Annotated in this window: 27 protein-coding genes; 14 read left to right on the top strand and 13 right to left on the bottom strand. The window is 61.1% G+C overall.

Annotated elements, in window-relative coordinates:
- Nucleotides 1–272: 272 nt before the first annotated feature.
- Together ABTV29_RS11630 and ABTV29_RS11625 are read right to left on the bottom strand one after the other, a co-directional pair.
- Nucleotides 273–1,679, bottom strand: coding sequence for an LLM class flavin-dependent oxidoreductase (locus tag ABTV29_RS11630; RefSeq protein WP_433770319.1), 1,407 nt, complete (start codon nt 1,677–1,679; stop codon nt 273–275).
- 161 nt (nt 1,680–1,840) lie between these two features.
- Nucleotides 1,841–2,404 carry a helix-turn-helix domain-containing protein gene (locus ABTV29_RS11625; protein WP_433770317.1) on the bottom strand — a complete coding sequence of 188 codons (564 nt, stop codon included), beginning with the start codon at nt 2,402–2,404 and terminating at the stop codon, nt 1,841–1,843.
- On the opposite strand from ABTV29_RS11625, the gene ABTV29_RS11620 reads away from it, so the two are divergent.
- From ABTV29_RS11620 to ABTV29_RS11590, 7 genes are all read left to right on the top strand, one after another.
- Nucleotides 2,399–3,424, top strand: coding sequence for a DMT family transporter (locus ABTV29_RS11620; RefSeq protein WP_433770315.1), 1,026 nt, complete (start codon nt 2,399–2,401; stop codon nt 3,422–3,424). The two genes, ABTV29_RS11625 and ABTV29_RS11620, sit on opposite strands and share 6 nt — an antisense overlap.
- Nucleotides 3,425–3,668: 244 nt before the next feature.
- Nucleotides 3,669–6,587: a monovalent cation/H+ antiporter subunit A gene (locus ABTV29_RS11615; RefSeq protein ID WP_433770313.1), complete on the top strand. Its 2,919-nt coding sequence runs from the start codon at nt 3,669–3,671 to the stop codon at nt 6,585–6,587.
- The gene (locus tag ABTV29_RS11610) at nt 6,587–6,931 is read left to right on the top strand and encodes a Na+/H+ antiporter subunit C (protein ID WP_007986256.1); all 345 of its coding nucleotides are present in this window, start codon (nt 6,587–6,589) and stop codon (nt 6,929–6,931) included. Before ABTV29_RS11615 ends, ABTV29_RS11610 begins: the two co-directional genes overlap by 1 nt.
- Entirely contained in the window at nt 6,928–8,613 is a 1,686-nt protein-coding gene (locus ABTV29_RS11605) for a monovalent cation/H+ antiporter subunit D (protein ID WP_433770309.1), read from the top strand. The genes ABTV29_RS11610 and ABTV29_RS11605 overlap by 4 nt, the downstream gene beginning before the upstream one ends.
- A complete protein-coding gene (locus ABTV29_RS11600; RefSeq protein ID WP_433770307.1) occupies nt 8,610–9,101 on the top strand; it encodes a Na+/H+ antiporter subunit E in 492 nt (163 codons plus the stop codon). The genes ABTV29_RS11605 and ABTV29_RS11600 overlap by 4 nt, the downstream gene beginning before the upstream one ends.
- Nucleotides 9,098–9,376, top strand: a complete 279-nt coding sequence (locus tag ABTV29_RS11595; RefSeq protein ID WP_433770306.1) for a K+/H+ antiporter subunit F — start codon at nt 9,098–9,100, stop codon at nt 9,374–9,376. The genes ABTV29_RS11600 and ABTV29_RS11595 overlap by 4 nt, the downstream gene beginning before the upstream one ends.
- Nucleotides 9,373–9,735, top strand: coding sequence for a Na+/H+ antiporter subunit G (locus tag ABTV29_RS11590; protein WP_433770304.1), 363 nt, complete (start codon nt 9,373–9,375; stop codon nt 9,733–9,735). Before ABTV29_RS11595 ends, ABTV29_RS11590 begins: the two co-directional genes overlap by 4 nt.
- 130 nt (nt 9,736–9,865) lie before the next feature.
- Here the strand turns inward: ABTV29_RS11590 and ABTV29_RS11585 are convergent, their stop codons facing one another.
- A complete protein-coding gene (locus tag ABTV29_RS11585) occupies nt 9,866–10,303 on the bottom strand; it encodes a DUF3995 domain-containing protein (protein ID WP_433770302.1) in 438 nt (145 codons plus the stop codon).
- Between the two features lie 95 nt (nt 10,304–10,398).
- On the opposite strand from ABTV29_RS11585, the gene ABTV29_RS11580 reads away from it, so the two are divergent.
- Nucleotides 10,399–10,785 carry a DUF2946 domain-containing protein gene (locus tag ABTV29_RS11580; protein WP_433770300.1) on the top strand — a complete coding sequence of 129 codons (387 nt, stop codon included), beginning with the start codon at nt 10,399–10,401 and terminating at the stop codon, nt 10,783–10,785.
- Between the two features lie 89 nt (nt 10,786–10,874).
- The gene (locus ABTV29_RS11575; RefSeq protein WP_433770298.1) at nt 10,875–13,007 is read left to right on the top strand and encodes a TonB-dependent receptor; all 2,133 of its coding nucleotides are present in this window, start codon (nt 10,875–10,877) and stop codon (nt 13,005–13,007) included.
- Nucleotides 13,008–13,107: 100 nt separating this feature from the next.
- Here ABTV29_RS11575 and ABTV29_RS11570 read toward each other — a convergent pair whose 3' ends face one another.
- The 3 genes from ABTV29_RS11570 to ABTV29_RS11560 form a co-directional block, all read right to left on the bottom strand.
- The gene (locus ABTV29_RS11570) at nt 13,108–14,124 is read right to left on the bottom strand and encodes an ABC transporter substrate-binding protein (RefSeq protein WP_433770296.1); all 1,017 of its coding nucleotides are present in this window, start codon (nt 14,122–14,124) and stop codon (nt 13,108–13,110) included.
- Between the two features lie 118 nt (nt 14,125–14,242).
- A complete protein-coding gene (locus ABTV29_RS11565) occupies nt 14,243–14,446 on the bottom strand; it encodes a hypothetical protein (RefSeq protein ID WP_433770293.1) in 204 nt (67 codons plus the stop codon).
- Complete coding sequence (locus ABTV29_RS11560) at nt 14,446–14,895, bottom strand: hypothetical protein (RefSeq protein ID WP_433771841.1); 450 nt, start codon at nt 14,893–14,895, stop codon at nt 14,446–14,448. Before ABTV29_RS11560 ends, ABTV29_RS11565 begins: the two co-directional genes overlap by 1 nt.
- Before the next feature lie 876 nt (nt 14,896–15,771).
- On the opposite strand from ABTV29_RS11560, the gene ABTV29_RS11555 reads away from it, so the two are divergent.
- Entirely contained in the window at nt 15,772–16,011 is a 240-nt protein-coding gene (locus ABTV29_RS11555; RefSeq protein ID WP_433770291.1) for a DUF2789 domain-containing protein, read from the top strand.
- Between the two features lie 7 nt (nt 16,012–16,018).
- Here the strand turns inward: ABTV29_RS11555 and ABTV29_RS11550 are convergent, their stop codons facing one another.
- From ABTV29_RS11550 to ABTV29_RS11540, 3 genes are all read right to left on the bottom strand, one after another.
- Complete coding sequence (locus tag ABTV29_RS11550) at nt 16,019–16,222, bottom strand: hypothetical protein (protein ID WP_433770289.1); 204 nt, start codon at nt 16,220–16,222, stop codon at nt 16,019–16,021.
- Between the two features lie 216 nt (nt 16,223–16,438).
- Nucleotides 16,439–17,662, bottom strand: a complete 1,224-nt coding sequence (locus tag ABTV29_RS11545) for a methyl-accepting chemotaxis protein (protein WP_433771839.1) — start codon at nt 17,660–17,662, stop codon at nt 16,439–16,441.
- Between the two features lie 626 nt (nt 17,663–18,288).
- On the bottom strand, nt 18,289–18,693 hold the full coding sequence (locus ABTV29_RS11540; protein ID WP_433770288.1) for a TraR/DksA family transcriptional regulator: 405 nt from the start codon (nt 18,691–18,693) through the stop codon (nt 18,289–18,291).
- Between the two features lie 363 nt (nt 18,694–19,056).
- Here ABTV29_RS11540 and ABTV29_RS11535 point away from each other — a divergent pair, with 363 nt between their 5' ends.
- Nucleotides 19,057–19,668, top strand: a complete 612-nt coding sequence (locus ABTV29_RS11535; RefSeq protein ID WP_433770286.1) for a glutathione S-transferase — start codon at nt 19,057–19,059, stop codon at nt 19,666–19,668.
- A gap of 155 nt (nt 19,669–19,823) precedes the next feature.
- Here the strand turns inward: ABTV29_RS11535 and ABTV29_RS11530 are convergent, their stop codons facing one another.
- On the bottom strand, nt 19,824–20,756 hold the full coding sequence (locus ABTV29_RS11530; RefSeq protein WP_433770285.1) for a hypothetical protein: 933 nt from the start codon (nt 20,754–20,756) through the stop codon (nt 19,824–19,826).
- A gap of 187 nt (nt 20,757–20,943) precedes the next feature.
- Nucleotides 20,944–21,252 (bottom strand): hypothetical protein, encoded by a 309-nt coding sequence (locus ABTV29_RS11525; protein WP_433771837.1) that lies wholly within the window; start codon nt 21,250–21,252, stop codon nt 20,944–20,946.
- Between the two features lie 175 nt (nt 21,253–21,427).
- On the opposite strand from ABTV29_RS11525, the gene ABTV29_RS11520 reads away from it, so the two are divergent.
- Complete coding sequence (locus ABTV29_RS11520) at nt 21,428–22,111, top strand: response regulator transcription factor (protein ID WP_433770283.1); 684 nt, start codon at nt 21,428–21,430, stop codon at nt 22,109–22,111.
- On the top strand, nt 22,089–23,483 hold the full coding sequence (locus ABTV29_RS11515) for a sensor histidine kinase (RefSeq protein ID WP_433770282.1): 1,395 nt from the start codon (nt 22,089–22,091) through the stop codon (nt 23,481–23,483). The genes ABTV29_RS11520 and ABTV29_RS11515 overlap by 23 nt, the downstream gene beginning before the upstream one ends.
- 137 nt (nt 23,484–23,620) lie before the next feature.
- On the opposite strand, the gene ABTV29_RS11510 is transcribed toward ABTV29_RS11515, so the two are convergent.
- Entirely contained in the window at nt 23,621–24,031 is a 411-nt protein-coding gene (locus ABTV29_RS11510) for an SRPBCC family protein (protein ID WP_433770280.1), read from the bottom strand.
- Nucleotides 24,032–24,059: 28 nt separating this feature from the next.
- Nucleotides 24,060–24,857 carry an SDR family NAD(P)-dependent oxidoreductase gene (locus ABTV29_RS11505; RefSeq protein ID WP_433770278.1) on the bottom strand — a complete coding sequence of 266 codons (798 nt, stop codon included), beginning with the start codon at nt 24,855–24,857 and terminating at the stop codon, nt 24,060–24,062.
- 371 nt (nt 24,858–25,228) lie between these two features.
- On the opposite strand from ABTV29_RS11505, the gene ABTV29_RS11500 reads away from it, so the two are divergent.
- Nucleotides 25,229–25,537 carry a hypothetical protein gene (locus ABTV29_RS11500; RefSeq protein ID WP_433770277.1) on the top strand — a complete coding sequence of 103 codons (309 nt, stop codon included), beginning with the start codon at nt 25,229–25,231 and terminating at the stop codon, nt 25,535–25,537.
- Nucleotides 25,538–25,551 lie beyond the last annotated feature (14 nt).

Raw genomic sequence — 25,551 nt, 5'->3', positions numbered from 1 at the left:
AAATAGAAGTCATGCAATTCGTCCCGGGCCAACAACGCCTCGTTGCTGCCAGGACGATAATAGGCGCCAAAGCCGTGGAATGGTCAGCCGGCAGTACCAAAGTAGGATGTGACACAGACGGCAGCCAAGGAAGATCATCTGCGGGTTGACAACATTTCTGTGGGAGCGAGCCTGCTCGCGAAGGCGGGGTGTCAGGCAACATCAATGCCGGATGTGCCGGCCTCTTCGCGAGCAGGCTCGCTCCCACAGGGATTAGTGGTGTACTCCGACGGTTAGGCCAATACCACCTTCTTCTCCTGCTGCTGCCGCAACGCCCCAAGATCACGATAACCACTGCCCGGATGCACCAGCGGCAGCCGCGCCCCTTCGCCGAACAACTTCTCACGCAAGGTGCCCGGTGCATATTCGGTCTTGTACACCCCGCGCTTCTGCAACTCCGGCACCAGCAACTCAACGGCATCAATGAAGGTTTCGTGGGTCAGCGCATAGGCCAGGTTGAAGCCGTCCACATCGGTCTCCTCCACCCACTCCTGCAGCAGATCGGCGACGGTTTCCGGGCTGCCGACGAACAACGGGCCAAACCCGCCGATCCCCACCCAGTCCGCCAGTTCGTTCGGGGTCCAGACCTTGTTCGGGTCCGCCGTGGAAAACGCCTCTACCGCCGACTGGATGGCATTGGTGTGCACATGCTTGAGCGGCTCATCCGGTTTGAACTGGCTGAAATCGATGCCGGTCCAGCCGGAAATCAACGCCATGGCGCCTTCATAGCTGACCCAGGTTTTGTATTCCTCGAACTTGGCCTTGGCCTTGGCGTCGGTCTCGCCGAGGATCACCGTTTGCAGGTTGAAGATCAGGACCTTCCTCGGGTCGCGCCCGGCTTCGGCGGCTCGGCGGCGGATGTCGGCGACCGTTTTCTTCAGCAACACTTTCGAAGGCGCGGCGACGAACACGCACTCGGCATGTTCGGCGGCAAACTGCTTGCCACGGCTCGAAGCCCCGGCCTGATACAACACAGGGGTTCGCTGCGGTGACGGCTCGCACAGGTGAATGCCGGGCACCTGGAAGTGTTTGCCCGCATGCCGGATCTCGTGAATCTTGCTCGGATCGCTGAACACCCGGCGCTCGCGATCGCGCAGGATGGCCCCCTCTTCCCAGCTGCCTTCCCAGAGCTTGTAGCAAACCTCCAGGTACTCCTCGGCGAAGTCGTAGCGGGCGTCGTGCTCGGTCTGGGTTTTCTGGCCGAGGTTCTTCGCGCCGCTCTCCAGATACGAGGTGACGATGTTCCAGCCGGCGCGGCCCTTGGTCAGGTGATCCAGGGTCGACAGGCGCCGGGCGAACGGATAGGGATGCTCGAATGACAGCGAGGCGGTCAGGCCAAACCCCAGATGCTCGGTGACCAGCGCCATCGGCGGGATCAATTGCAGTGGATCGTTGACCGGCACCTGCGCCGCCTGGCGAATCGCGGCCTCCCCGTTGCCGTTGTAAACGTCGTAGATGCCCAGCACATCGGCTATGAACAGGCCGTCGAACTTGCCACGCTCGAGGATTTTCGCCAGATCGGTCCAGTACTCCAGGTCCTTGTATTGCCAGGAGCGATCCCGCGGGTGCGCCCACAGCCCGGGCGACTGGTGGCCGACGCAGTTCATGTCAAAAGCGTTGAGACGAATTTCACGGGCCATCAAGCGGTACTCCAAAAGCTTGCAGAAAAATTCTCGAAGCTTTTGCAGGAGTCATGCCTGAAGATGAATTCGTTAATTTTCAGGTAGTTAACGAATATTTGACGAAACACCTACAGCTTTAAAGCAGCAATGTGTTGATCCGCTGTTGAACAGGCAACAGTTCAAATCACCACATTGCGTACAAACCGCACCGCCACCGCCCCCTCGTTGCGATAGGAATGCGGCTGGTTGCTGGCGAACATGAAGAACTCGCCGGCGTTGATGTGATGGGGTACGTCGCCGACCATCAGGGTCAGGCAACCTTCGAACACGTAGAACTGTTCGCTCCAGCCATCGGCATCCGGCTCCGACGGGTAATGCTCGCCCGGTTCCAGGCGCCATTCCCACAGCTCGACCTCACGACTGGCGTTGGCCTTGGCCAGCAACACTGCCTTGCTGCCGGGAATCGTCCCGGCCCACGCCAGTTCGTTGATGCGGCTATGGTCGCGCACGTCGGGGGCCTGGATCAGATCACTGAAGGCGACGTCCAGTGCCTCGGCCACGCGATCGAGGGTGGTCAGGCTGACGTTCTTTTCGCCGGCCTCGATGGCCACCAGCATGCGGCGGCTGACACCGGATTTCTCCGCCAATGCAGTCTGGCTCATGTCCGCGGCATGGCGCAGGCGGCGAACGTTCTGGCTGACGTGCTGCAGGACCGAAGCCCGTTGCGTGGAATCTTTGTGCACTATATTGCTCACTTGAGGGTCTTGGGCAGTATACTGCCCAACTTCGGGCGCATTGTGCGTCCCCCTAAAATAGTGTGCAAGATCATGACGTCGGTGAACTCCCCTCAGGCTTCCTCCCGTTTCCTGCGGCTCAGCAAGGCTGAGTGCGTACTGGTATTGATCACCATGGTCTGGGGCGGGACCTTTTTGCTGGTCCAGCATGCCATGACCGTCAGCGGGCCGATGCTCTTCGTTGGCCTGCGCTTTGCCGCTGCCGCGAGCATCGTCGCCGTGTTTTCCTGGCGCAGCCTGCGCGAACTGACCCTGTTCGAACTCAAGGCCGGGTCCTTTATCGGTGTGGCGATCATGCTCGGCTACGGCTTGCAGACCGTTGGCCTGCAGAGCATTCCCAGCAGCCAGTCGGCGTTTATCACCGCGCTGTACGTGCCCTTTGTGCCGTTGCTGCAATGGCTGGTACTGGGCCGTCGCCCGGGGCTGATGCCGAGCATCGGGATCATGCTGGCGTTTACCGGCCTGATGCTGCTGTCGGGACCGGCCGGCGCGTCCTTCCATTTCAGCCCCGGTGAAATCGCCACGCTGATCAGCGCCATCGCGATTGCCGCCGAGATCATCCTGATCAGCACCTTTGCCGGTCAGGTCGATGTGAAGCGGGTGACGGTGGTGCAGTTGGCCGTCACCTCGCTGCTGTCGTTCCTGATGGTGGTGCCGACCCAGGAGCGGATTCCGGACTTTTCCTGGCTGCTGCTGTGCAGCGCCCTGGGGTTGGGCGCGGCGAGTGCGGCGATTCAGGTCGCGATGAACTGGGCGCAGAAGAGTGTTTCGCCGACCCGGGCAACCCTGATCTATGCCGGCGAGCCGGTGTGGGCCGGGATTGTCGGGCGGATCGCCGGGGAACGCCTGCCAGCCATTGCCTTGCTGGGCGCCGGGATGATTGTGGCGGCGGTGATTGTCAGTGAGTTGAAGACCAAGGGTAAGAGCGTTGCGGCAGAGGAAGAGCTGGAGCAAGAGACTCAAGGTTAAGCCGCAATATCTGCTGTGTCAGACAGTTAGCTTTCGCGAGCAGGCTCGCTCCCACAGTTGAAATGCATTCCCCTGTGGGAGCGAGCCTGCTCGCGAAGGGCCAGACCTGCTTAACTCAAACCTTTGAAACAATGTTAAACAAGGATTTTCCGTCTACTTTGTAGGATTCTGCGACAGCTTGGCGTTTGGTGATCCGGGAGCTGGCACGTATGATGCTTCACAAACTTCCGCAGATTAGAAGCCTATGTCCTTGATAGTTCTACTGCTTCTGCCTTTCCTGGGCAGCTGTCTGGCAGCGGTGCTGCCACACAATGCACGTAACGCCGAATCCCTCCTGGCTGGCCTGGTTGCCCTGATCGGCACTGTCCAGGTCGCCCTTCTGTACCCGCAAATCGCCCATGGCGGCGTGATCCGCGAAGAATTCTTCTGGCTGCCGAGCCTGGGCTTGAACTTCGTCCTGCGCATGGACGGCTTCGCCTGGCTGTTCTCGCTGCTGGTGATGGGCATCGGCACGCTGGTGTCGCTGTACGCCCGCTACTACATGTCGCCCGACGATCCGGTGCCGCGTTTCTTCGCATTCTTCCTGGCGTTCATGGGCGCCATGCTCGGGCTGGTGATCTCCGGCAACCTGATCCAGATCGTGTTTTTCTGGGAGCTGACCAGCCTTTTCTCGTTCCTGCTGATCGGCTACTGGCACCACCGCGCCGATGCCCGCCGCGGCGCCTACATGGCGCTGATGGTCACCGGGGCCGGCGGTTTGTGCCTGCTGGCGGGGGTCATGCTGCTTGGCCATGTGGTCGGCAGCTATGACCTGGACAAGGTCCTGGCCGCCGGCGATCTGATTCGCGCACATGCCCTATACCCCATCCTGCTACCCCTGATTCTCATTGGCGCCCTGAGCAAAAGCGCGCAATTCCCCTTTCATTTCTGGCTGCCCCACGCCATGGCCGCGCCGACACCGGTCTCGGCGTATCTGCACTCGGCGACCATGGTCAAGGCCGGGGTGTTCCTGCTGGCCCGGCTATGGCCCTCGCTGTCCGGCAGCGAAGAGTGGTTCTACATCGTCAGCGGCGCCGGGGCGTGCACCCTGTTGCTCGGTGCCTATTTCGCGATGTTCCAGAACGACCTCAAGGGCCTGCTGGCCTACTCGACCATCAGCCACCTGGGCCTGATCACCCTGCTGCTGGGCCTCAACAGTCCGCTGGCGGCGGTGGCGGCGGTGTTCCACATCCTCAACCACGCCACCTTCAAGGCCTCGCTGTTCATGGCCGCCGGGATCATCGACCACGAAAGCGGCACCCGGGACATCCGCAAGCTCAGCGGCCTGGTCAAACTGATTCCCTTCACCGCGACCCTGGCCATGGTCGCCAGTGCCTCCATGGCCGGCGTGCCGCTGCTCAACGGCTTCCTGTCGAAGGAAATGTTCTTCGCCGAAACCGTGTTCATCAACGCCTCGGCCTGGATCGAGACTACCCTGCCGATCGTGGCGACCATCGCCGGCACCTTCAGCGTCGCCTACTCCCTGCGCTTTACCGTCGACGTGTTCTTCGGCCCGCCCGCCACCGACCTGCCTCACACCCCGCACGAGCCGCCGCGCTGGATGCGGGCGCCGGTCGAGTTGCTGGTGTTCACCTGTCTGGTGGTGGGGATCTTCCCGGCGCAGGTCGTCGGCTCGCTGCTCGCCGCCGCTGCCCTGCCGGTGGTGGGCGGAACGCTGCCGGAATACAGCCTGGCCATCTGGCACGGCCTGAACGCGCCGATGATCATGAGCCTGATCGCCATGTCCGGCGGCATCGTGCTGTACCTGTTGCTGCGCAACCAGCTCAAGCGCGGGCGCTTCCGTTATCCGCCGCTCATTGGCCGGTTGAGCGGCAAGCGCTTTTTCGAGCGTGTACTGGTGATCAAGATGCGTATGGCCCGGCGCCTGGAGCGGCGGATCAGCACCCGGCGCCTGCAATCGCAGCTGTTCCTGATGGTGCTCGCTGCTGTACTGGCCGGCCTGATCCCGATGCTGCACAGCAGCCTGCACTGGGGCGATCGGCCGAAGATTCCGGGATCGATCGTGTTCGTGACCCTGTGGCTGCTGGCGATCGCCTGTGCCCTGGGCGCCGCGTATCAAGCCAAGTACCACCGTCTCGCCGCCCTGACCATGGTCAGCGTCTGCGGCCTGATGACCTGCATCACCTTCGTCTGGTTCTCGGCGCCGGACCTGGCGCTGACTCAGCTGGTGGTCGAAGTGGTGACCACGGTGCTGATCCTGCTCGGCCTGCGCTGGCTGCCGCGTCGGATCGAAGAGGTTTCGCCCTTGCCCAGCAGCCTGCGCAAGGCACGCATCCGGCGGATCCGCGACCTGCTCCTGTCGACCGTGGTCGGTGTCGGCATGGCGTTGCTGGCCTACGCGATGCTGACCCGGCAGACGCCCAACGACATTTCCTCGTTCTACCTCAGCCGCGCCCTGCCCGAGGGCGGTGGCAGCAACGTGGTCAACGTGATGCTGGTGGACTTCCGTGGCTTCGACACCCTCGGCGAAATCACCGTGCTGGTGGCGGTGGCCCTGACCGTGTTCGCCCTGCTGCGACGTTTCCGCCCGCCGAAGGAAAGCCTGCAATTGCCCGCCCAGCAGCGCCTGCTCGCGCCCGACGTGGTGACCGATCTGGTCAACCCACGTCACGCCAGCGACACCGCACTGGGCTTCATGATGGTCCCGGCGGTGCTGGTGCGCCTGCTGTTGCCGATTGCCTTCGTGGTGTCGTTCTACCTGTTCATGCGCGGGCATAACCAACCGGGTGGCGGTTTCGTCGCGGGGCTGGTGATGTCGGTGGCGTTCATCCTGCAATACATGGTCGCCGGCACCCAATGGGTCGAGGCGCAGATGAGCCTGCGACCGCTGCGCTGGATGAGCACCGGCCTGCTGTTCGCCACCTTCACCGGGCTCGGCGCGATGGCGGTCGGCTATCCATTCCTGACCACCCACACCTGGCATCTGGACCTGCCGCTGCTGGGCGACATTCACCTGGCCAGCGCACTGTTCTTCGACATCGGCGTGTACGCGGTGGTGGTCGGTTCGACGCTGCTGATCCTCACCGCCCTCGCCCACCAATCGGTCCGGGGCCACAAGACGGCGGCCCAGCCCAAACCCGTCGCCATCAAGGAGACCGTCTGATGGAAGAAGTCATCGCAATCGCCATCGGCGTGCTGGCCGCGTCCGGCGTCTGGTTGATCCTGCGGCCACGGACGTTCCAGGTGGTCATGGGCCTGTGTCTGCTGTCCTATGGGGTCAACCTGTTCATCTTCAGCATGGGCAGCCTGTTCATCGGCAAGGAGCCGATCATCAAGGACGGCGTGCCGCAGGATCTGCTGCACTACACCGACCCGCTGCCGCAAGCCCTGGTGTTGACCGCGATCGTCATCAGCTTCGCCATGACCGCGCTGTTCCTGGTGGTTCTGCTGGCGTCCCGGGGACTGACCGGCACCGACCATGTGGATGGCCGGGAGCCGAAGGAATGAATGTGATGACGCACCTGATCGCGGCACCGATCCTGCTGCCGCTGCTGACCGCCGCCATCATGCTGATGCTGGGTGAGAAACACCGGCCGCTCAAAGCCAAAATCAATCTGTTCTCCAGCCTGCTGGGGCTGGGCATTTCGGTGTTGCTGCTGCAATGGACGCAAACCACCGGTGTACCCGGTTCGATTGGCGTGTACCTGCCGGGCAACTGGCAGGTGCCATTCGGACTGGTGCTGGTGGTCGATCGTCTCTCGGCGCTGATGCTGGTGCTGACCGGGATCATCGGCGTCAGCGCGCTGCTGTTCGCCATGGCCCGTTGGGATAGCGCCGGTTCGAGTTTCCACGCGCTGTTCCAGATTCAGTTGATGGGCCTGTATGGCGCGTTCCTCACCGCCGACCTGTTCAACCTGTTCGTGTTCTTCGAAGTGCTGCTGGCCGCGTCCTATGGCCTGATGCTGCACGGCTCGGGTCGGGCGCGGGTGTCGTCGGGGCTGCATTACATTTCGATCAACCTGTTGGCCTCGACCCTGTTCCTGATTGGCGCGGCGCTGATCTACGGCGTCACCGGCACCCTGAACATGGCCGACCTGGCGCTGAAAATCCCGCTGGTGCCGGAGGCCGATCGCGGACTGCTGCACGCCGGCGCAGGCATTCTCGCGGTGGCGTTCCTGGCCAAGGCCGGGATGTGGCCGCTGAACTTCTGGCTGGTGCCGGCGTACTCCTCGGCGAGCGCGCCGGTGGCGGCGATGTTCGCGATCATGACCAAGGTCGGCGTCTATACCTTCCTGCGCCTGTGGACCCTGCTGTTCTCCGGCCAGGCCGGGGCCTCGGCTTACTTCGGTGGCGACTGGCTGATCTACGGCGGCATGGCAACCATCATCTGCGCCGCCGTGGCCATCCTCGCCGCGCAACGCCTGGAACGCATGGCCAGCCTGAGCATTCTGGTATCGGCGGGGATTCTGCTGTCGGCCATCGGTTTCGCCCAGCCGAACCTGATCGGCGCGGCGCTGTTTTATCTGGTCAGCTCGACCCTGGCCCTGAGCGCGCTGTTCCTGCTGGCCGAGTTGATCGAACGTTCGCGCACGGCCAATGAAATCCCGCTGGAGGATGAAAACGAGCTACTGCCGCGACCACAGGAATCCTTGCCGCTGGTCAAGGGCGTCAACCTCGACGACGATCAGAAGGCGGTGGTGGGCCAGGTGATTCCCTGGACGATGGCGTTCCTTGGCTTGAGCTTCATTGCCTGCACGCTGCTGATCGTCGGCATGCCGCCACTCTCGGGATTCATCGGCAAGCTCGGCTTGCTCAGCGCCCTGCTCAATCCGCTGGGCCTTGGCAACAACGGTGACGCGCCGATCTCGAATAACGCCTGGGCCTTGCTGGCGTTGCTGATCCTCTCCGGCCTGACCTCGCTGGTGGCCTTTTCGCGCCTGGGCATCCAGCGCTTCTGGACCCCTGTCGACAGGCCATCGCCGCTGTTGCGCCGCCTTGAGTGCGTGCCGATCTTTGCCCTGCTGGGCCTGAGCATCGCCCTGACCTTCAAGGCCGAACCGCTGCTGCGCTATACCCAGGCCGCCGCCGACGCCCTGAACAATCCGCAGCAATACGTGATGGCCGTGCTCGGTACCCGGGCGGTGCCGAACCCCGAAGCCCATGCTGCGCTGCTGGAGGTGCAACCATGAAGCGCCTGTTTCCCGCGCCCTGGTTATCCCTGGCGCTGTGGTTGCTGTGGCTGGTGCTGAACCTTTCGATCAGCCCCGGCAACCTGCTGCTGGGCGCGATACTGGGCTTCTGCGCGCCGCTGATGATGCGCAAGCTGCGCCCGCTGCCGATCCGCATTCGCCGCCCATGGGTGATTGTGCGCCTGTTCCTGGTGGTGGGTCGGGATGTGCTGGCGTCCAACCTCGCCGTGGCCTGGAGCGTGCTCAATGCCGGCCGCCGCCCGCCGCGCTCGCGATTCATCAAGGTGCCGCTGGACCTGCGCGATGCCAACGGCCTGGCAACACTGGCGATGATCTGCACCGTGGTCCCCGGTACGGTCTGGTCGGAGCTGGCGCTGGACCGCAGCATTCTGCTGCTGCACGTGTTCGATCTGGATGATGACGAAGCGCCGTTCATCGAGCACTTCAAGGCGACGTACGAGCGCCCATTGATGGAGATATTCGAATGAGCGCCCTGCTGTCGAATGCGATCTTATTGAGTCTGTTCCTGTTTTCCGTGGCGATGGTCCTGACCCTGACCCGCCTGTTCAAGGGCCCGTCGGCCCAAGACCGGGTTCTGGCGCTGGACTACCTGTACATCGTCGCCATGCTGATGATGCTGACCCTGGGGATTCGCTACGCCAGTGATACCTACTTCGAGGCGGCGCTGCTGATCGCACTGTTCGGCTTCGTCGGCTCGTTTGCCCTGGCGAAATTCCTCCTGCGTGGCGAGGTGATCGAATGACCGTTGAATTGCCAATGTGGGTGGAAATCGCGGTGGCGATCCTGCTGGTGCTCGGCAGCCTGTTTGCGCTGGTCGGCGCCATTGGCCTGGTGCGCATGAAGGACTATTTCCAGCGCATGCACCCACCGGCGCTGGCCTCGACGTTGGGCGCCTGGTGCGTGGCGTTGGCGTCGATCATTTACTTCTCGGCCCTCAAGTCGGCGCCGGTGCTGCATGCGTGGCTGATTCCGATTTTGCTGGCGATCACCGTGCCGGTGACCACCCTGCTGCTGGCGCGGGCTGCGCTGTTCCGCAAACGCATGGCCGGGGATGATGTGCCGGCGGAGGTCAGCAGCCGCCGGACCGAAAGCGACATTTGAATTCGAATTTGTGTTGATCGGACTGGCCCCATCGCGGGCAAGCCCGCTCCCACAGGGTTTGCGCAATACCTGTGGGAGCGGGCTTGCCCGCGATGGCAATAGACCAGCCAAAACGGAAAGCCAGCCAGCCTCAAACCCAGGCCACCGCCAACAAACCAGCTCCCAGCACCACACACAACGGCGAATAAACCCAGGTATCCCACCGGGCAAACCTGGACTCTTTAATCTCCTTGAAAAACCCCACCAGCTCTGAATCGCCAATGGCCCGGGCGAACAGCAGAATCGCGATTGCGCTGATCAGCCATTGCAGCGACCAGTGCCCGATCACTGGCACCCACCAGCCGACTCGCAAACACACCAACAGGGCGATCATCAGCAAGGCGGCGGCCACCACCAGGGTGATCCAGCCTCGCGGTTTGAAGGCCGGTTCCAGCCGTATGCTGCCCTCCACCGGCACCTGGGGTACGGCCGCCACGGTCGCCCATTCGCCACCCAGCCCCCAATACACGTGTACCAAACTGATCACTGCAAACATCGTCACCAGCCATTGAGCCAACGCAAAGGTCATGGTCGAAGATCCTTGAAAGAGATTTGGACAAAATCATCCTAGTCGGCATTTTTTGACGTGCACGACCGGTCGGCGGAGGAGTAAAGTGCCGCCCCATGAAATTCACCCGTACCGATCGCTCACTGCTGGCCTGGACGCTCTACTGCTGCGTTCTGTTCAATGTGTTCGCCTGCAGCATCGGTCACGGGCAAATGGTCGGAATGCAGCTCAACGGTCTCGGTGGCCAGTTCTGTACCATCGACCCGGCGACCCAGGCCCCGGTGTCGAAGCCCTCCTCCGAAGACCAGCTGCCGACACTCTCCAAGGCATTCGGCTGTCCGTTGTGCTCCAGTGGTGGCATGGGCCCGGCGTTCAACTCCAGCCTGACCCTGGCGATCCTCCCCGAACAACACAGCCCGCCCTTGGCACCGATTGCCAATGCCGACCTCCCTGCCCGCTTCACCTGGCCTTCGGCCAATCCGCGCGCGCCGCCGCTCGCCTGAATCTCTTCGCCTTTACCGATCAGCTCACTTCGTTCACGCGAGGCGTTTGCCTGTGCGCTGCTTGTTAACCAGGAATTCAGGATTCATTGATGAAACACGTCCCTTTATTGGCCAGCCTGTTCGGCTGCCTGTCCGTTAACGCCTGGGCGCAATCGACCGTCGACCTCGCGCCCATCACCATCGATGGCGAGCAAGACGCCGAGCCCGGCCTCAACCTTGATCAATCAAGCCACATGGCCTCGCGACTGGGCCTGAGTGTGCGGGAAACCCCGGCCTCGGTGGCCATCGCCAACCGCAACGACATCGAGCGCCACGGTGCCCAGAACTTCCAGGACGCCGCCAATACCCTGCCCGGGGTCAACGCCAGCGCACCGCCGGGATTTGGTGGCTTCGTCTCGTATCGCGGTTTCACCAGCAGCCAGATCACCCAGATGTTCAACGGCGTCAATGTCTCCGGCGGCCTCGCGCGCCCGGTGGATGCGTGGATTTATGACCGGGTGGAGCTGGTCGGCGGCCCCTCATCGCTGATCAATGGCGCCGGCTCCGTGGGCGGTTCCCTGAACTACGTGACCAAACTGGCGAGCCGTGACGAACAGGCGCTGGAAGGCCGGGTCAGCTACGGCACCTACGACACCGGCGAAACCGCTTTCGGCGTCAATCACGCCTTGAGCGACGCCAGCGCCGACGTGCAGCACTACGCCCGCCTCGACGTCAGCCACAACACCGGCAACGGCTACATCGATCGCCAGGAGCGCGATGCGTGGAGCATGGCTTTCTCTTTGCTCAGTGACCTGACGCCGGATCTGTCTCACACCCTGGCCCTGGAATATCAGGACGAACACGAGGACAGTCCCTACTGGGGCACGCCGGTCCTGAACCCCAAGGCCGGCGAACTTAAAATCGACAAACACAACCGCTTCAACAACTACAACGTCGAGGACGGCCGCTACGAGCAGCGGACGATCTGGGTGCGTTCGATCATCGACTACCGGATCAACGACAGCACCACTCTGCACAACATGCTTTACCACCTCGACAGCCAGCGCGATTACCGCAACCTGGAAACCTATCAGTACAACGCCGACAACACGGCGGTGAACCGCTCCACGGCGTATCAGGTGCGGCATCAGGGCGAGCAGGACGGCAACCAGTTCGAACTGCGCCACGACAACACCCTGCTGGGGCTGGCGACCACCTGGTCCGGCGGTTTCGAGTACAAGGTCAACCAGACCACCAACTCACCGTTGAACGTCAAGGGCGCCAGCACTGTCGATCCGAACCATTATCAGCCAGGGCACTTCTACGACATTCCGGGAACGCGGCAAGGTTTCATCAGCGACAAGACCAACGAAGTCACCACCAAGGCCTTGTTTGTCGAAAACCGCCTGGCGCTGACCGACACACTTTCGCTACTCACCGGCCTGCGTTATGACGACATCGACCTGGACGTGACCAACCATCGCGTCGTGACCGCCAGCAATCCGCGGCATCTCAAGCGCAGTTGGGAACCGGTAACCGGACGGGTCGGCCTGACCTGGCAAGTCCTGCCTTCGGCCAATGTCTACGCGCAGTACAGCACCGCCGCCGAGCAACCCAATGGCACCCAGGACTTCGATGTGTCCACGGGCAAGCAGTGGGAAATCGGCAGCAAGTTCGATTATCTGGACGGTCGCGGTTCGGCGACGGTGGCGGCGTATACCATCGAGCGCAAGGACTTTGCGGTGACCGACCCGCAGGACCCGACCCTGAGCATTCCGGTGGGCCAGCAGACGTCCAACGGCATCGAAGTGGCCAGCTCACTGCGGGTCACCGAGCGGCTGCTGGTCGAAGGCAATTTCGCCTGGGTCGATGCCCAATACGATGAGTTCACCGAGAAAAATGCCGCAGGTGTAGTGGTTTCCCGCAAGGGCAACACGCCGACCAACGTGCCGGACCGGGTCGGGAACCTGTGGCTGACCTATGACTTCACGCCGCAATGGCAAGCAGGGGTGGACGCGCGTTACGTGGCGTCGGTGTACGCCGACAGCGCCAACACCATGACCGTGCCGTCGTACACGCTGTTCGGCTCGTTCCTCAGCTACAAGGTGGATCGACATACCACCCTCACCGGTCGGGTGCGCAACCTGACCAACGAGGTGTATGCCGAGTTCGCCCATGTATCGCCGGCGTACTATCTGGGTACGCCGCGGACTTTCGAGTTGGCGGTGCAGACAAGATTCTAAGAGCTTCGCGAGCAGGCTCGCTCCCACATTGGATCTGTGGTGTTCATGGATCCCCTGTGGGAGCGAACCTGCTCGCGATGGCGGCATCAGCCTCACTACATCACTTCAACTCGGCAGATACTTTATCCGCCACATCCTTGGGCACCCAGGCCTTCCACACATCCGGGTGTTTCTTCATGAACGCTTGCGCAGCCTCGCGCGGCGGGGTGTGTTTTTCGCTCATGTCAGCCAGGGCCTTGTTCAAATCATCGATGGGGAAATCGACCTTGGTGAAGAACTCGGCGATCTGCGGATACTGCTTCTGGAACGGCGTGGACACGCCAATGGAGAGCTTGGAGGGCAGCGAACGGGTGGGTTGTGGATTCGGGTTATCGGCGTCGGTCAGGGTCTTCCAGGCTTCGGCATTGAACGGCGGCTCTTCAAGCTGGATCAGTTTGAAGCGACCAAGCAATGGCGTGGGCGACCAGTAGTAGAACAGCACCGGTTTGCCGCGACGAATCGACGAGCTGATCTCGGCATCCAGCGCCGCCCCGGAACCGCTGCGAAAGTTCACGTAGCTGTCGTCCAGTCCGTAGGCCTTGAGCTTCTGCTTGTTGACCACTTCCGAGGTCCAGCCAATCGGACTGTTGAGGAAACGCCCCTTGTTCGGCGCTTCCGGGTCCTTGAACACGTCCTTGTATTTGGGCAGGTCACTGACACTGCGCAGGTCTGGCGCCATCGCCTTGATGCCCTTGGCCGGGTCGCCCTTGATCACGTATTCCGGCACCCACCAGCCTTCCGTCGCGCCCTTGACCGTATCGCCCAGGCTCACGACCTTGCCTTCGGCCTCAGCCTTGACCCACACCGGGCTGCGACCGGCCCACTCTTCGCCAATGACCTGGATGTCATTGTTGGCCAGGGCGGTTTCCAGGGTAATGGTGGTGCCCGGCAAGGTGTCGGTCGGCAGGCCATAGCCCTTTTCGACAATGGTCCGCAGGATGTCGGTGATCAGGCTGCCGCTTTCCCAGTTCAGGTCTGCGAAATGGACCGGTGTCTCAGCGGCCATCGCCGCAGTGGGTGACGCCGACACAGCGAAAGTGGTCAGGATCGCAGCCAGCAAGCATCGAAAACCTTTCATGCTTTTGCACCTCGTGCTGTTCGCAGCAATAGCAGGATGGCCAGGCAGAAGACCGCAAAGCCTCTGAAACTTCAGTCAACTGACTGTAGTAGAGGTTCCTGCTTTCGAGGGATTCGGATCAGTTTTCGCAGCTTTCCTGCAAACGCATCAGCTCTCGCCTGACCATGCTGGCGTATTCCGCCGGACGCAAGGTATAGAGCTGCGAAGCCACCCAATTCAGCCAGGCGCCCTGCAGAACGGCTTTCTGCGCGAACAACCGCTGAGCCTCGGCCTCGGCGTGGGCCTGGTTCTGTTGGTGGAAATCGGCGCGGGGCAGGCTCATTACTCGCTGGCCTTGAACGTCACCAGTTCGCCCTTGCGCCACTTGGCGGCCTTGGCGGTCACGGCCTTGAGGGTCTTGGTCAGGCCTTCCTGCAACTGCTGGTGGGCAGCGAACACCGTTACTGCGCTGTGGCCTTCCTTGAAGACGATGGCTTCGCCGTCGGCGGTGGTCACGAAGGCGTAGTCGCCCAGGCCGTAGACCGTCAGTTTGATTTCACGGAATTTGATTTCCAGCTTGCCGCCTTCGCGACTGGGCAGGACCGATGCGCTGAAATGGTCGCCCACCTTGAGCTTGAGTCCTGGTTTGTCGTCTACCACCAGCGCCGATTCCGTATCGAGTTCGGCGACGTAAATGCCTTCGGCGTTCTGCTCGGTGATGTAGACGAAACGTGACTGAAACAGTTTGACCAGCTTTGCGCGCAAATCACCCAGCACGAACAAGGCATGCATATCGAGATTACTTACTGCCAAGGAACCATCCCCACATCTGAAAAATAACGCCGTACGCATAAAAGGCGCACAGCCGAAAAAGGCGGCAATGCCGAAAGTGAAACCGGATAAACCCCAATCGTGGTCCTGAATGAGCAGAGTACTCATCCATCCCGAGGCTTGAGCAGACTACTGAACGATGCTCGCCTCGGCTTGCCTGGCTGTCGTCAAAGGTTGAAGGAAAACGCCTTTCCTACGGCCAGATAATACGGACTATTCACTTCAGGGAAAAAACACTTAAAAAAAAGCACTTTTCTGACATATCGCAAGCCAAAAATTGCTTTAGATAAACAGGTTTCACCCCACCAGCGAGGGTGATTCTAGAGCAGCCATGCTCGCCGAGACTACCCATACAGACGTACATACGTCGGTAAAAACAACGAAAAGGACTTCATATGTGCACACTGACACACTTTGCTCAATCCTTGGCACCTTCGTCAATTTCAGCTTCGCCGATGCTGCAGTCCCCTGAACTTCCCCCCTGTTCCCCCAAAACGCCCCGGTTCCAGGTGATATTGGCCGGCAATGCGTTCTTTCATATCAGAGAAACTTCCACTGGGCATGTAAGAGGTTTCCGCGTCGATCATAACGAAGCCTGCGCCCTCGCCCGCGCGCTTGAGTTGCATGGGTAACAGAACCCGCGTTGCTCATTTGCGGGGCAACTTTCTCGAGGGCGACGCATTGAAAGCCTGAGGATCAGGTTTGCGGTCTATGCTCATTGCTGCGTTTGAACATTGGATGGCATAGCATTTTCGAACTCCGGAAGCGCGGCCTCCTCAGAAGTAGAGAAGCTGTATTTCAGACTTCGAATCAGTTCACCCCTGCCAGGAGATGAAAATGGAATCACCGACCCACGACTTGAAAGGTTTGTTCGACCAGCTCGGCCTGGAGTCCACCCAGAAAGCTATCGACGATTTCATTGCCAGCCACTCACCACTGCCCAGTGACAAAAAACTCATCGATGCGCAATTCTGGAGCCCGCAGCAGGCTGGTTTCCTCAAGGAACAGCTGCGTGAGGACGCAGACTGGGCGCGGGTGGTCGACGACCTGAACCTGCGCATGCATCAGCTGCACTGATCTCGTCTCAATGCAGGCTGTCTGGCGTTTCGACACTCAATTGCGCAACCCAGGCAGCCTTGCACTCCTCCGCTTCATCACGGGTCGAAAATGCCGTGCCCCGGCGTTCGCCGTTCAGCAGCACCACCCAGCACACACTCTGGCCCCGGGCCCGCAAACTGGCGGGCACACCGCTGCCAATCATCACTGCGACATCGACTTTGCTTTGCATGTTGCTCTTCGAACTCCGTTAGCAGCCTAACTATATAGGCATGGTAAGGAGTCTGATGGTGCGGAAACAATATCGAGTTTGTAGAGCTTTCTTTCCAAAATCGTAACAATCGTTCGCTTTCTGTGGGAGCGAGCCTGCTCGCGATGAAACCGGGAACACCGCGGAGTTTCAGGCACCCCGCGTCATCATTGACGACCATCGCGAGCAGGCTCGCTCCTACAGGGAGCTTTGCGGCTTGTAGCCCAACCGCAATCCCCCCCAATGCCGCCCCTTGAGCATGATCGGCACGGAAAGGTCATGCATCAGCTCACCGGTATCGCGGGTGTAGGTTTGCAGCAGTACCGGTTGCTGATGGCTGCCGCAGCGAATCCCGGTACGGTCGGCGAACTTGCGTTTGGTGCGGTTGTGGACGGTATCACTCTGCACGTCTCCGGTCAGCGGCTGGCTGAATACCTTGTTGTGGGTCGGCACATAACCTTGCTGGGTGCAGGCAATGGCGAAGACCAAGCCTTCATGGCGCGGCAGCAACGGTTCCTGGATTGCCGGCAGGACCTGGTCGGTGTAGCCGTCGAAACGCGTCTGGTACTTGATCGGCTGAGTGCCGGCGATCGCCTGGTAATTGCGGTCGAACAGGTCATCCATGCTGATGCGCCCGGCGTCGATGTCCGCTTCGAAACGAGCGGCAATCTGGCCTGCGCCCTCTCGGGCCAGGTCGTAGATCCGCTGGTGATAGTCATCCAACCCGACTTGTGCCAGGCGCTCGCTAATGGTTTCGGCCTGGCCTTCCATCTGCGCCGCCGCATCGGCCAGGCGCCGGGTCTGCTGATCGCTGACGGACAGGTCGCTGCGCATCTGCTCGATGGCGTGGAACAGGCTGTCCAGCTGCTCGCGATTGGTCTCGGCACCCTGGGCGATTTCCCCGACCTGACCTTCGACACTGGCCGCCAGGCGAGCGATGTTTTCCAAATGCTGACCGGTGTGTTCCACCTGCTCGACACCGGTGTCGAGGTCGCTGGACAGCTGGCGGATCTGCTCCACCACTTGCGCGGTGCGCTGCCGGATATCCGCCACCATCTCCCCGACTTCGCCGGTCGCGGTCGCGGTGCGCGCGGCCAGCCCGCGAACCTCATCGGCCACCACGGCAAAGCCCCGACCGTGCTCCCCGGCCCGCGCCGCTTCAATCGCCGCGTTCAAGGCCAACAGGTTGGTCTGGCTGGCGATGGACTGGATCACCAGGGTCACGCGCTGGATATCGTCGCTGCGCAGGCTCAAGGCTTCGATCAGCTCGCGACTGCCATTGGCCCGCTCGCTGAGTTGATGCATGCGTGCGATTGATTCGACCAGCTCGGTACGTCCCGCCGCGCCGCTCTGATGCGCCTCGCTCGCCGCGCCCAACGCCTGGCGACTGAGGGTCGAGGTGGCCTGTTCGGTGGCGATCATCACTTCGGCGTTGCTGACGATTTGTGCCGCGGCGCCGAGCTGCGATTGCAACCTGTCAGCCAGTTGCCTGACCGAAAAGGCCACGCCCGCGGCGGACAGCGCGTTATGACTGGTGGTGTGGGAAAGCTCGCGAGTCAACGCGGCGATGGCGTCGCCGGTATCGACAGCAACGGGTTGGGGGGTAGCGCGCGAGCGCAGGCGCGGCAACCAGACAATCAGCACGGCCAGCGGCAGGCCGACATACAACGACCAGCTTCCAAGGCTCATGCCACACAGCAACAGCATCAGGGCAATGCTTTGCAGTGTCGGTGTCAGCCAGCGATTGCTTGGCAAAAGTGCGCGTGCAGGCACTTGCGCCAACAGAGAACCTTCTCTCGTCATCGTCCTCACCCCAAGAATCTTCTAATTGTTGTGTTCGCATTAGACGCCACTAAAAAGCCATTATCCATGAGCCTTTAGTCGCGGGTATTGCGGCAGATCAATCAGACACCTTGGGTTCGTACAGACGTCAAAAAGCAAAGATCGCAGCCTTCGGCAGCTCCTACACGGGTACGCATATACCTGTAGTAGCTGCCGAAGGCTGCGATCTTTTCAAGGCAGCCCATTCAATGGGCTGCCTCGCAGAATCAGGCCTGACGCTGGTGCTTGTCGATTTGCTCGTGACGTTCTTGAGCTTCGATGCAGTATTTGGTGGTCGGGCTGATCAGCAGGCGCTTGAGGCCAATAGGCTCACCGCTGTCGTCGCACCAGCCAAAGCTGTCTTCTTTGATACGTTCCAGAGCTTGTTCCAGCTGAGGCAACATGCGCTGGTCGCGGTCGATTGCGTTTACCAGCCAGGTGCGCTCTTCTTCGACGGAAGCCGCGTCTGCCGGGTCGGCCGGAGTGTCCAGGCTCTCGATGGCGATGCGGTTCTGCTCGATGCGCTCATGGGTTTCGACTTTCATGCTCTGCAACAGCTCGGAGAAAAAAGCATGTTGCTCGGCATTCATGTAGTCATCCGCCGGCATGGCCAGCAACTTGTCCTTTGTCATTGATATCTCTATAAAAAAACGTGCATTAAGGCGAATTAGGGAGCGTTCCGACGGACCTGGTCAGGCCATCGCGAAGGCGCCGTTTGTTCCAAGCGCCACCCGGCACTCAATTTACGAGGGCCGGCAGTCTAAGGCCGACTTGAGGCCTCAGCAACTGAAAAGACAGCGAATTTGTCCGACAAGGCCTCGAAAATGCGCTATGACAGGCATCCAGGCGGATATCGGAGTGCGTTTATAGCAAGAAATTCAATTCAGCGGAGCTATATAGAAGACAAACGGCTGGGCAGCAGAGAGCCGTTTGCAGGCCGCGCAGCCTCGGCTAAGGTTGTCGCTCCCGTCATGGCTAACTCAAGGAACGAATAAATGAAGCTGATCGGCATGCTGGACTCGCCTTTTGTACGACGCGTCGCCATTTCCGCAAAACGCCTGGGCATCGAACTGGAGCAGCATTCGGTGTCGGTATTCAGGACATTCGAGCAGTTCCAGCAGATCAACCCCGTGGTCAAGGCCCCCACCCTGGTGCTGGACGACGGCGAAGTGTTGATGGATTCCACCCTGATCATCGACTACCTGGAAACGCTGGCCGGTCCCGATCGCAGCCTGATGCCTACGGCAACCGAACAACGCCTGCGCACCTTGCGCCTGATTGGCCTGGCCCTGGCGGCCTGCGAAAAATCGGTGCAGCTTTATTACGAGCGCAACCTGCGCCCGACGGAGATCCAGTTTGCGCCGTGGGTCGAAAGGGTCGAGGGACAATTGGCCGCTGCTTACAACGCGCTGGAAAGGGAACTGGAAACGCAGCCGCTGAACACCGACGGCCCCATCGACCAGGCCGGCATCACCCTGGCCGTGGCCTGGAGCTTCACCAATCTGGTGGTGCCGGATCAGGTTTCGAGCGCGAAGTTTCCGAACATCGCGGCGTTCACCGAATATGCCGAGGGGCTTGAGGTGTTCATCAGTACGCCGGTTGATTGATCAGAAAAATCAAAAACAGAAGATCGCAGCCTGCGGCAGGCTGCGATCTTTTTGCCTTTAGCCAATCAATGCATGAACAAGGCGATCAGGATAATGATCGGGATCGGTACGCCGAGAAAGAACAGCAGTAATGAGCGCATGATGCTTCTCCTGGGTTAGCGAACGGGTGTGGTAGTGACGTAGCTGTCGGTTTCCAGATACACCACGGCATCCCGGCGGCGACCGCCGAAAGTCGCGGCGAAGCTGGCGAAGAACGCGCCGGCCAGCAGTGCGACGAACATCCACAAGGTGGTCCAGGCAGCGATTTTGGCGGCAGCGTCGGCGGTTTCCTGTGCAGCCTGTTTGGCGTCGGCCACGGCTTTTTGCGTGCGGGCATAGACTTCATCCACGCGACGCTCGGCATCGGCCTGGGTCAGGTTGGTCCGCTGCGCCACCAGTTGTGCAAGCCAGGTACGGTCCTCGGCAGCCAACTGGCCATCGGCGATGGAGCGGGCAAAGATGCGCGTCACGGTGGCCCGGGCCGCATCGTCACTGGCGGCGACCGGGCGATCATCGCGAAACAGGCTATCGATGTAGTAACCGTACTGATCGCTGTCGGTTTTGGCAGCCGCGGTACCCGCAACCTGGGTCATGGCACTGGCGGCACCGCCGGCGACCTGCGCCCCGGCCTGGATGCCACCGCTGACCACAGTGCTGACCGAACCGGCCACCAGCGTGGCCGTCACCAGCGTGGCGACGCACCAGGCGAGAAAGCCGTGGGCGGTGTCACGAAAGTAGACTTCGTCGCCATGCATGTAGGTCCATTTCACCCGCAACCGGCCGGCGATGTAGCCACCGAGCCCGGACGCGACAATTTGCGTGAAGGCCAGCCAGACAATCGTCGTAATCCCCAGTCCCTTGGCGCTCACACCTTCATTGGCCCAGGGCGATACCGCGGAAAATCCGAGGCCGAACCCCAGCAGCACCAGTATCAGCGACAAAGCCGCCGCAGCCGCAGCCCCGGCAAAAATCGCCCCCCACGATACGCCAGAGACCGTGGTCGATTCCTCCACGGTGGCGGCATAGAAACCCGCATTGGATGTATTCATTGTTATGTCGCTCCAGGCAGTAAATATGGTGTTACAACTCTCGAATCAGCCGTTGCAGCCACCGTGCCAGTCGCGTCTTTTGAATAAATCCTTGTATGTCAGCCAGTTAGAAAGTTTGAACTTCCCGTGTCCATGCAATATGCAACGATGGGGCAAGCTCGACGGGTTTTATGCACTACAGAAAAAGCTATTTACGCTTGTAGCTTTTATTGCCACTGGGCGTCAGGCAATACACCCCGCCTCGCGGCCCCGTGCAAAACGAACCGGTCCCGCAGCTGCAACCGTCGCTATCCTGTACGAAGGATTGAGGACGGGCCTGGCTTTTGTTGCCGAACATCGCCGAGCAACTTTTCTTCGAACCACTGATCGAGCCGTCGTTACATAAGAACAGGTCACCGTCACAGCGATCGATCCCACCCTTTTTACCTGAACAGGGTGTGTTGGCAGCCCAACTCGAAGAGCTCACAACACACAACAACAGCAGAACAATCGGCATCCAGCCACGGCGGGTTAAAGTGCGCACAATGCAGCTTCCGGTTGAATTAATGGCTCAATGATATCAATGTTCCCGGCCAGTGCTGAAACAACATGAAAGTTAATTTATTAAGCGGCGAACAATTCTTGGCAAAATACCCCTCACTCCGTTTTGAACCGATTATCAGGCCAGCCCCATGACCCGTATCTTGACCATCGAAGACGACGCCGTGACCGCCCGGGAAATTGTCGCCGAATTGAGCAACCACGGCCTCGACGTCGACTGGGTCGACAACGGGCGCGAGGGACTGGAGCGTGCGGTCAGCGGCAACTACGACTTGATCACTCTCGACCGCATGCTGCCTGAACTCGATGGCCTGGCGATCGTCACCACGCTGCGCAGCATGGGGGTGGCGACGCCCATCCTGATGATCAGCGCCCTCTCCGACGTCGATGAGCGCGTGCGTGGCTTGCGTGCCGGCGGCGACGATTACCTGACCAAACCTTTCGCTACCGATGAAATGGCCGCCCGGGTGGAAGTGCTGCTGCGCCGGCAGAACACCGGGACCGCCCAGGCCACCACCCTGCGGGTCGCCGATCTGGAGCTGAACCTGATCAGCCATGAAGCCAGCCGCGACGGCCAGATGCTCACGCTGCTGCCCACCGAATACAAACTGCTGGAATTTTTGATGCGCAACACCGGGCAGATCCTCTCGCGGATGATGATTTTCGAAGAAGTCTGGGGCTATCACTTCGATCCGGGCACTAATCTCATCGACGTACACATCGGCCGCCTGCGCAAGAAAATCGACCCACCTGGCAATGTCCCATTGATTCGAACCGTGCGAGGCTCGGGTTATGTCATTGCCGAACCCGTCTAAAGGCTGGCGCTCTTCCAGCAGTCGACTGCTGGCGCTGTACAGTGCGCTCTTCGTGGCCTGGAGCGGCATTCTCATGGGGGTCATGTATTACGAGGTGTCCTCCTACCTGGACAACCTGGCCAAACATTCGCTGATGCAACGTCAGCATCTGTTCTCGCGCTTTTCCGGCGAACAACTGGTGGACGCCCTCGCCGTCAGCATGACTTTCGACATCCGCGGCATCGACGCCTATGGCCTGTTCGATGCCCACCACCGTTACCTCAACGGCGACCTGCGTCACATTCCCGAAGGCCTGCCGCTGGACGGCAAGATCCACATGCTCAGCGACTGCGCCGGCTACGACGACCCGACCCTGCCTTCCGACAGCTGTGATGCCGTGGCCACCCAGACCCGGGACGGGCGCTGGCTGGTGCTGGTGCGGGACAACGGTTCGCTGTTCGCCGTGACCCGGATCATCCTCCACGCGTTGTTCTGGGGCATGACCCTGACCATCCTCCCGGGCATTATCGGCTGGCACCTGTTGCGCCGCCGGCCGTTGCGCCGCATCCGCGGGATCCAGGCCAGCGCCGAAGCCATTGTCGCCGGCGACCTCACCCGGCGGCTGCCGCTGTCCAACCGTCGCGATGAACTGGACATGCTCGCCGCCATCGTCAACGCCATGCTCGAACGCATCGAGCGCCTGATGCACGAGGTCAAGGGGGTGTGCGACAACATCGCCCATGACTTGCGCACTCCGCTGACCCGCTTGCGCGCGCAGTTGTATCGCATGCAGCAACAGGCCGGCGAAGGCTCGACGGAGGCGGCGCAGCTGGACCTGGTACTGGCCGAAGCCGACACGCTGATGGCGCGGTTTCGCGGGCTGCTGCGCATTTCCGAGCTGGAGGACCGCCAGCGCCGTTCCGGCTTTGTGCAACTCGACCCGGTGTCGCTGCTGCAGGAGTTGCATGAGTTCTACCTGCCGCTGGCGGAGGACGACGGCCTGACGTTTGAGCTGCAATTGCCGCAGACCTTGCCATCGCTCAATGGCGACCGGGCACTGTTGTTCGAAGCGGTGGCGAACCTGCTGAGCAACTCGATCAAATTCACCCCGCCCGGCGGCCAGGTGATCTTGCGCGGGCGCAATGACAACGGTCATACCCGCATCGAAGTCCTCGACTCCGGCCCGGGCATTCCCGAGGCGGAACGGGTGGCGGTGTTCCAGCGTTTCTATCGCGCCGAAGCGGGCAACCTCAAAAGCGGTTTCGGCCTCGGGCTGTCGATCGTCGCGGCGATCGTCAGCCTGCACGGATTCAAGCTGGAGGTGGGCAGCAGCGAACTGGGAGGCGCGCGGCTGGTACTCGATTGTGAAGAGAGCCTGATCCCGCAGACCTGACACTACTTCAACTACAACGACTAACCCCTTGTAGGAGCGAGCCTGCTCGCGATGGCGGCGTGTCAGGCGACATTCTGTTCGCCAGTCAAACCGCCATCGCGAGCAGGCTCGCTCCTACAAGGGTTGGTGGTGCTGTGTCACGCCGGGTAATTAGCCCGAAGCGCCTCCAGCCCACCCTGATAAATCCCGGTAAACAACGCCACCACTTCCGCGTCGCTCACACCCACAGGCTCGAACTGACCGGACCAGGTGACCCGGGCACCCTGCCCCTGGGCTTCGACCTTGATCGTCGCCAGGTAAGCAGTGGCCGGGAACGGCGCCTGCAGGATCGAGTAGCTGTAGGTCTTTGCATCGTGATCAAACTTTTGCAGGCGCTCGATCACAACTCCACCGTCCGCCGTTTGCAGGCTGCGCACACGTCCGCCTTCGCTCAGCTCGCTTTTGGGAATGAAGGGCAGCCAGTCAGGCAGCGAGTCGAAGCCGCCGATCAATTGCCAGACCTGATCGGCCGAAGCCGGGATGTCGATGAATGCTGAGGTAGTTGCCATGAAAAAATACTCTCCGGATCAATGAAATTCAGATGGCCAGGCTGTCGACGACACCGCCGTCGACCCGCAGGGCGGCGCCGGTGGTGGCCGAGGACAGCGGTGAAGCGATATAGGCGACCAGGTTCGCTACTTCCTCGACCTCTGCCACCCGCTGGATGATCGAGCTCGGCCGGGCGTTGCGTACAAAGGCATCGGCTTCTTCGCGAACGCTGCGGCCAGAGGCAGCGACGGCATCCTTGAGCATTTCCTCCACACCGCCGGTGAGGGTCGGACCGGGCAGGATCGCATTGACCGTCACCCCGGTACCCGCCAGGCGCTTGGCCAGGCCATGGGACACCGCCAGGTTGGCGCTTTTGGTCACGCCATAGTTGAGCATGTCGACCGGGATCGCGATCCCGGATTCCGAAGACAGGAAAATCACCCGGCCCCAGCCTTGCTTGACCATGTCCGGCACGTAATGCCGGGACAGGCGCACACCGGAGATCACGTTGATCTCATAGAACCGCGTCCACTCGCTGTCGGGGGTATCAAAGAAATCAACCGCGGCGTAGATCCCCAGGTTGTTCACCAGGATGTCGGCCCGTGGCTCGGCGGCGAACAGTTTTTCCGCACCTTCAGCAGTGCCCAGATCAGCCGTCAAACCGCGCAATTGCCCACCCGGCACGCTCTGGCGAATGCTCGCCAGCGCCTGCTCGACCTTGGCCGTGTCACGGCCGATCACCACCACCGTGGCGCCGGATTCGGCCAGCGCCTTGCTGATGCCCAGTCCAATGCCGTCCGTACTGCCGGTGACAATGGCCAGTTTTCCAGTCAGATCGATCTTCATATTCAAGCTCCCATGTTCGACAGAGGTGCCCAGATCTACACCGTGAACTGCCGCGATACATTTGAAGGGGGTCAGGAGTGACCGTTGAGCGAATCCTAGGGCGTGACGATCCGACCGTCCAAGACATAATAAGCAGGACTTGAGCCCCTTGAGGTCTTATCGCCGCAAATGTAGGAGCTACCGAAGGCTGCGATCTTTTGATGTTGGTGTTTAGGATCAAAAGATCGCAGCCTCGCTGCGCTCGACAGCTCCTACACAAGAGGAACGCGCCAATCCAGTGTAGGAGCTGCCGCGGGCTGCGATCTTTTGCTTTTCACACCCATCTCGCAAAGAGATGCCTGCATCTGAATTCAGCACTACGAGTGTTGGCCATGCTCGGCCTGACCATTGGCACCGCCGCGATGATCAGCAGCCTGCCGGTGTTCTGGGGCATGCCCACCGCCGTGGTCGGCGGCGCGGCCGCTGCGGCGGGGATCGCGCTGATCAACTCGCTGGGCAACGTCGCGGGGTTCTTCAGCACCATCGTGGTGGGCTGGCTGACGCAAATGACCGGCAGTACCCAGGTGGCCATGTACTTCATGGCGGGGGCGCTGGTGCTCGGTGGTTTGCTGGGGTTGAGTGTGTCGCGGGCGGGCCGGGCTTCAGCCCACGGCAAAGTTGAGCCGGTGCGCAGCTCATAACATCACCACCGTCC

The organism is Pseudomonas putida, from assembly GCF_050989985.1.
In the GTDB taxonomy this organism is placed as follows: domain Bacteria; phylum Pseudomonadota; class Gammaproteobacteria; order Pseudomonadales; family Pseudomonadaceae; genus Aquipseudomonas; species Aquipseudomonas putida_AI.
This window is presented reverse-complemented; position numbering and strand designations above follow the sequence as displayed.

Bases quoted from the DNA above. Each gene is read 5' to 3' on its own strand.
- ABTV29_RS11630 (WP_433770319.1), bottom strand. From the start codon at position 1,679: ATGGCCCGTGAAATTCGTCTCAACGCTTTTGACATGAACTGCGTCGGC.
- ABTV29_RS11615 (WP_433770313.1), top strand. From the start codon at position 3,669: ATGTCCTTGATAGTTCTACTGCTTCTGCCTTTCCTGGGCAGCTGTCTG.
- ABTV29_RS11610 (WP_007986256.1), top strand. From the start codon at position 6,587: ATGGAAGAAGTCATCGCAATCGCCATCGGCGTGCTGGCCGCGTCCGGC.
- ABTV29_RS11605 (WP_433770309.1), top strand. From the start codon at position 6,928: ATGAATGTGATGACGCACCTGATCGCGGCACCGATCCTGCTGCCGCTG.
- ABTV29_RS11600 (WP_433770307.1), top strand. From the start codon at position 8,610: ATGAAGCGCCTGTTTCCCGCGCCCTGGTTATCCCTGGCGCTGTGGTTG.
- ABTV29_RS11595 (WP_433770306.1), top strand. From the start codon at position 9,098: ATGAGCGCCCTGCTGTCGAATGCGATCTTATTGAGTCTGTTCCTGTTT.
- ABTV29_RS11590 (WP_433770304.1), top strand. From the start codon at position 9,373: ATGACCGTTGAATTGCCAATGTGGGTGGAAATCGCGGTGGCGATCCTG.
- ABTV29_RS11585 (WP_433770302.1), bottom strand. From the start codon at position 10,303: ATGACCTTTGCGTTGGCTCAATGGCTGGTGACGATGTTTGCAGTGATC.
- ABTV29_RS11580 (WP_433770300.1), top strand. From the start codon at position 10,399: ATGAAATTCACCCGTACCGATCGCTCACTGCTGGCCTGGACGCTCTAC.
- ABTV29_RS11575 (WP_433770298.1), top strand. From the start codon at position 10,875: ATGAAACACGTCCCTTTATTGGCCAGCCTGTTCGGCTGCCTGTCCGTT.
- ABTV29_RS11570 (WP_433770296.1), bottom strand. From the start codon at position 14,124: ATGAAAGGTTTTCGATGCTTGCTGGCTGCGATCCTGACCACTTTCGCT.
- ABTV29_RS11565 (WP_433770293.1), bottom strand. From the start codon at position 14,446: ATGAGCCTGCCCCGCGCCGATTTCCACCAACAGAACCAGGCCCACGCC.
- ABTV29_RS11560 (WP_433771841.1), bottom strand. From the start codon at position 14,895: ATGCATGCCTTGTTCGTGCTGGGTGATTTGCGCGCAAAGCTGGTCAAA.
- ABTV29_RS11555 (WP_433770291.1), top strand. From the start codon at position 15,772: ATGGAATCACCGACCCACGACTTGAAAGGTTTGTTCGACCAGCTCGGC.
- ABTV29_RS11550 (WP_433770289.1), bottom strand. From the start codon at position 16,222: ATGCAAAGCAAAGTCGATGTCGCAGTGATGATTGGCAGCGGTGTGCCC.
- ABTV29_RS11545 (WP_433771839.1), bottom strand. From the start codon at position 17,662: ATGATCGCCACCGAACAGGCCACCTCGACCCTCAGTCGCCAGGCGTTG.
- ABTV29_RS11540 (WP_433770288.1), bottom strand. From the start codon at position 18,693: ATGACAAAGGACAAGTTGCTGGCCATGCCGGCGGATGACTACATGAAT.
- ABTV29_RS11535 (WP_433770286.1), top strand. From the start codon at position 19,057: ATGAAGCTGATCGGCATGCTGGACTCGCCTTTTGTACGACGCGTCGCC.
- ABTV29_RS11530 (WP_433770285.1), bottom strand. From the start codon at position 20,756: ATGAATACATCCAATGCGGGTTTCTATGCCGCCACCGTGGAGGAATCG.
- ABTV29_RS11525 (WP_433771837.1), bottom strand. From the start codon at position 21,252: ATGCCGATTGTTCTGCTGTTGTTGTGTGTTGTGAGCTCTTCGAGTTGG.
- ABTV29_RS11520 (WP_433770283.1), top strand. From the start codon at position 21,428: ATGACCCGTATCTTGACCATCGAAGACGACGCCGTGACCGCCCGGGAA.
- ABTV29_RS11515 (WP_433770282.1), top strand. From the start codon at position 22,089: ATGTCATTGCCGAACCCGTCTAAAGGCTGGCGCTCTTCCAGCAGTCGA.
- ABTV29_RS11510 (WP_433770280.1), bottom strand. From the start codon at position 24,031: ATGGCAACTACCTCAGCATTCATCGACATCCCGGCTTCGGCCGATCAG.
- ABTV29_RS11505 (WP_433770278.1), bottom strand. From the start codon at position 24,857: ATGAAGATCGATCTGACTGGAAAACTGGCCATTGTCACCGGCAGTACG.
- ABTV29_RS11500 (WP_433770277.1), top strand. From the start codon at position 25,229: ATGCTCGGCCTGACCATTGGCACCGCCGCGATGATCAGCAGCCTGCCG.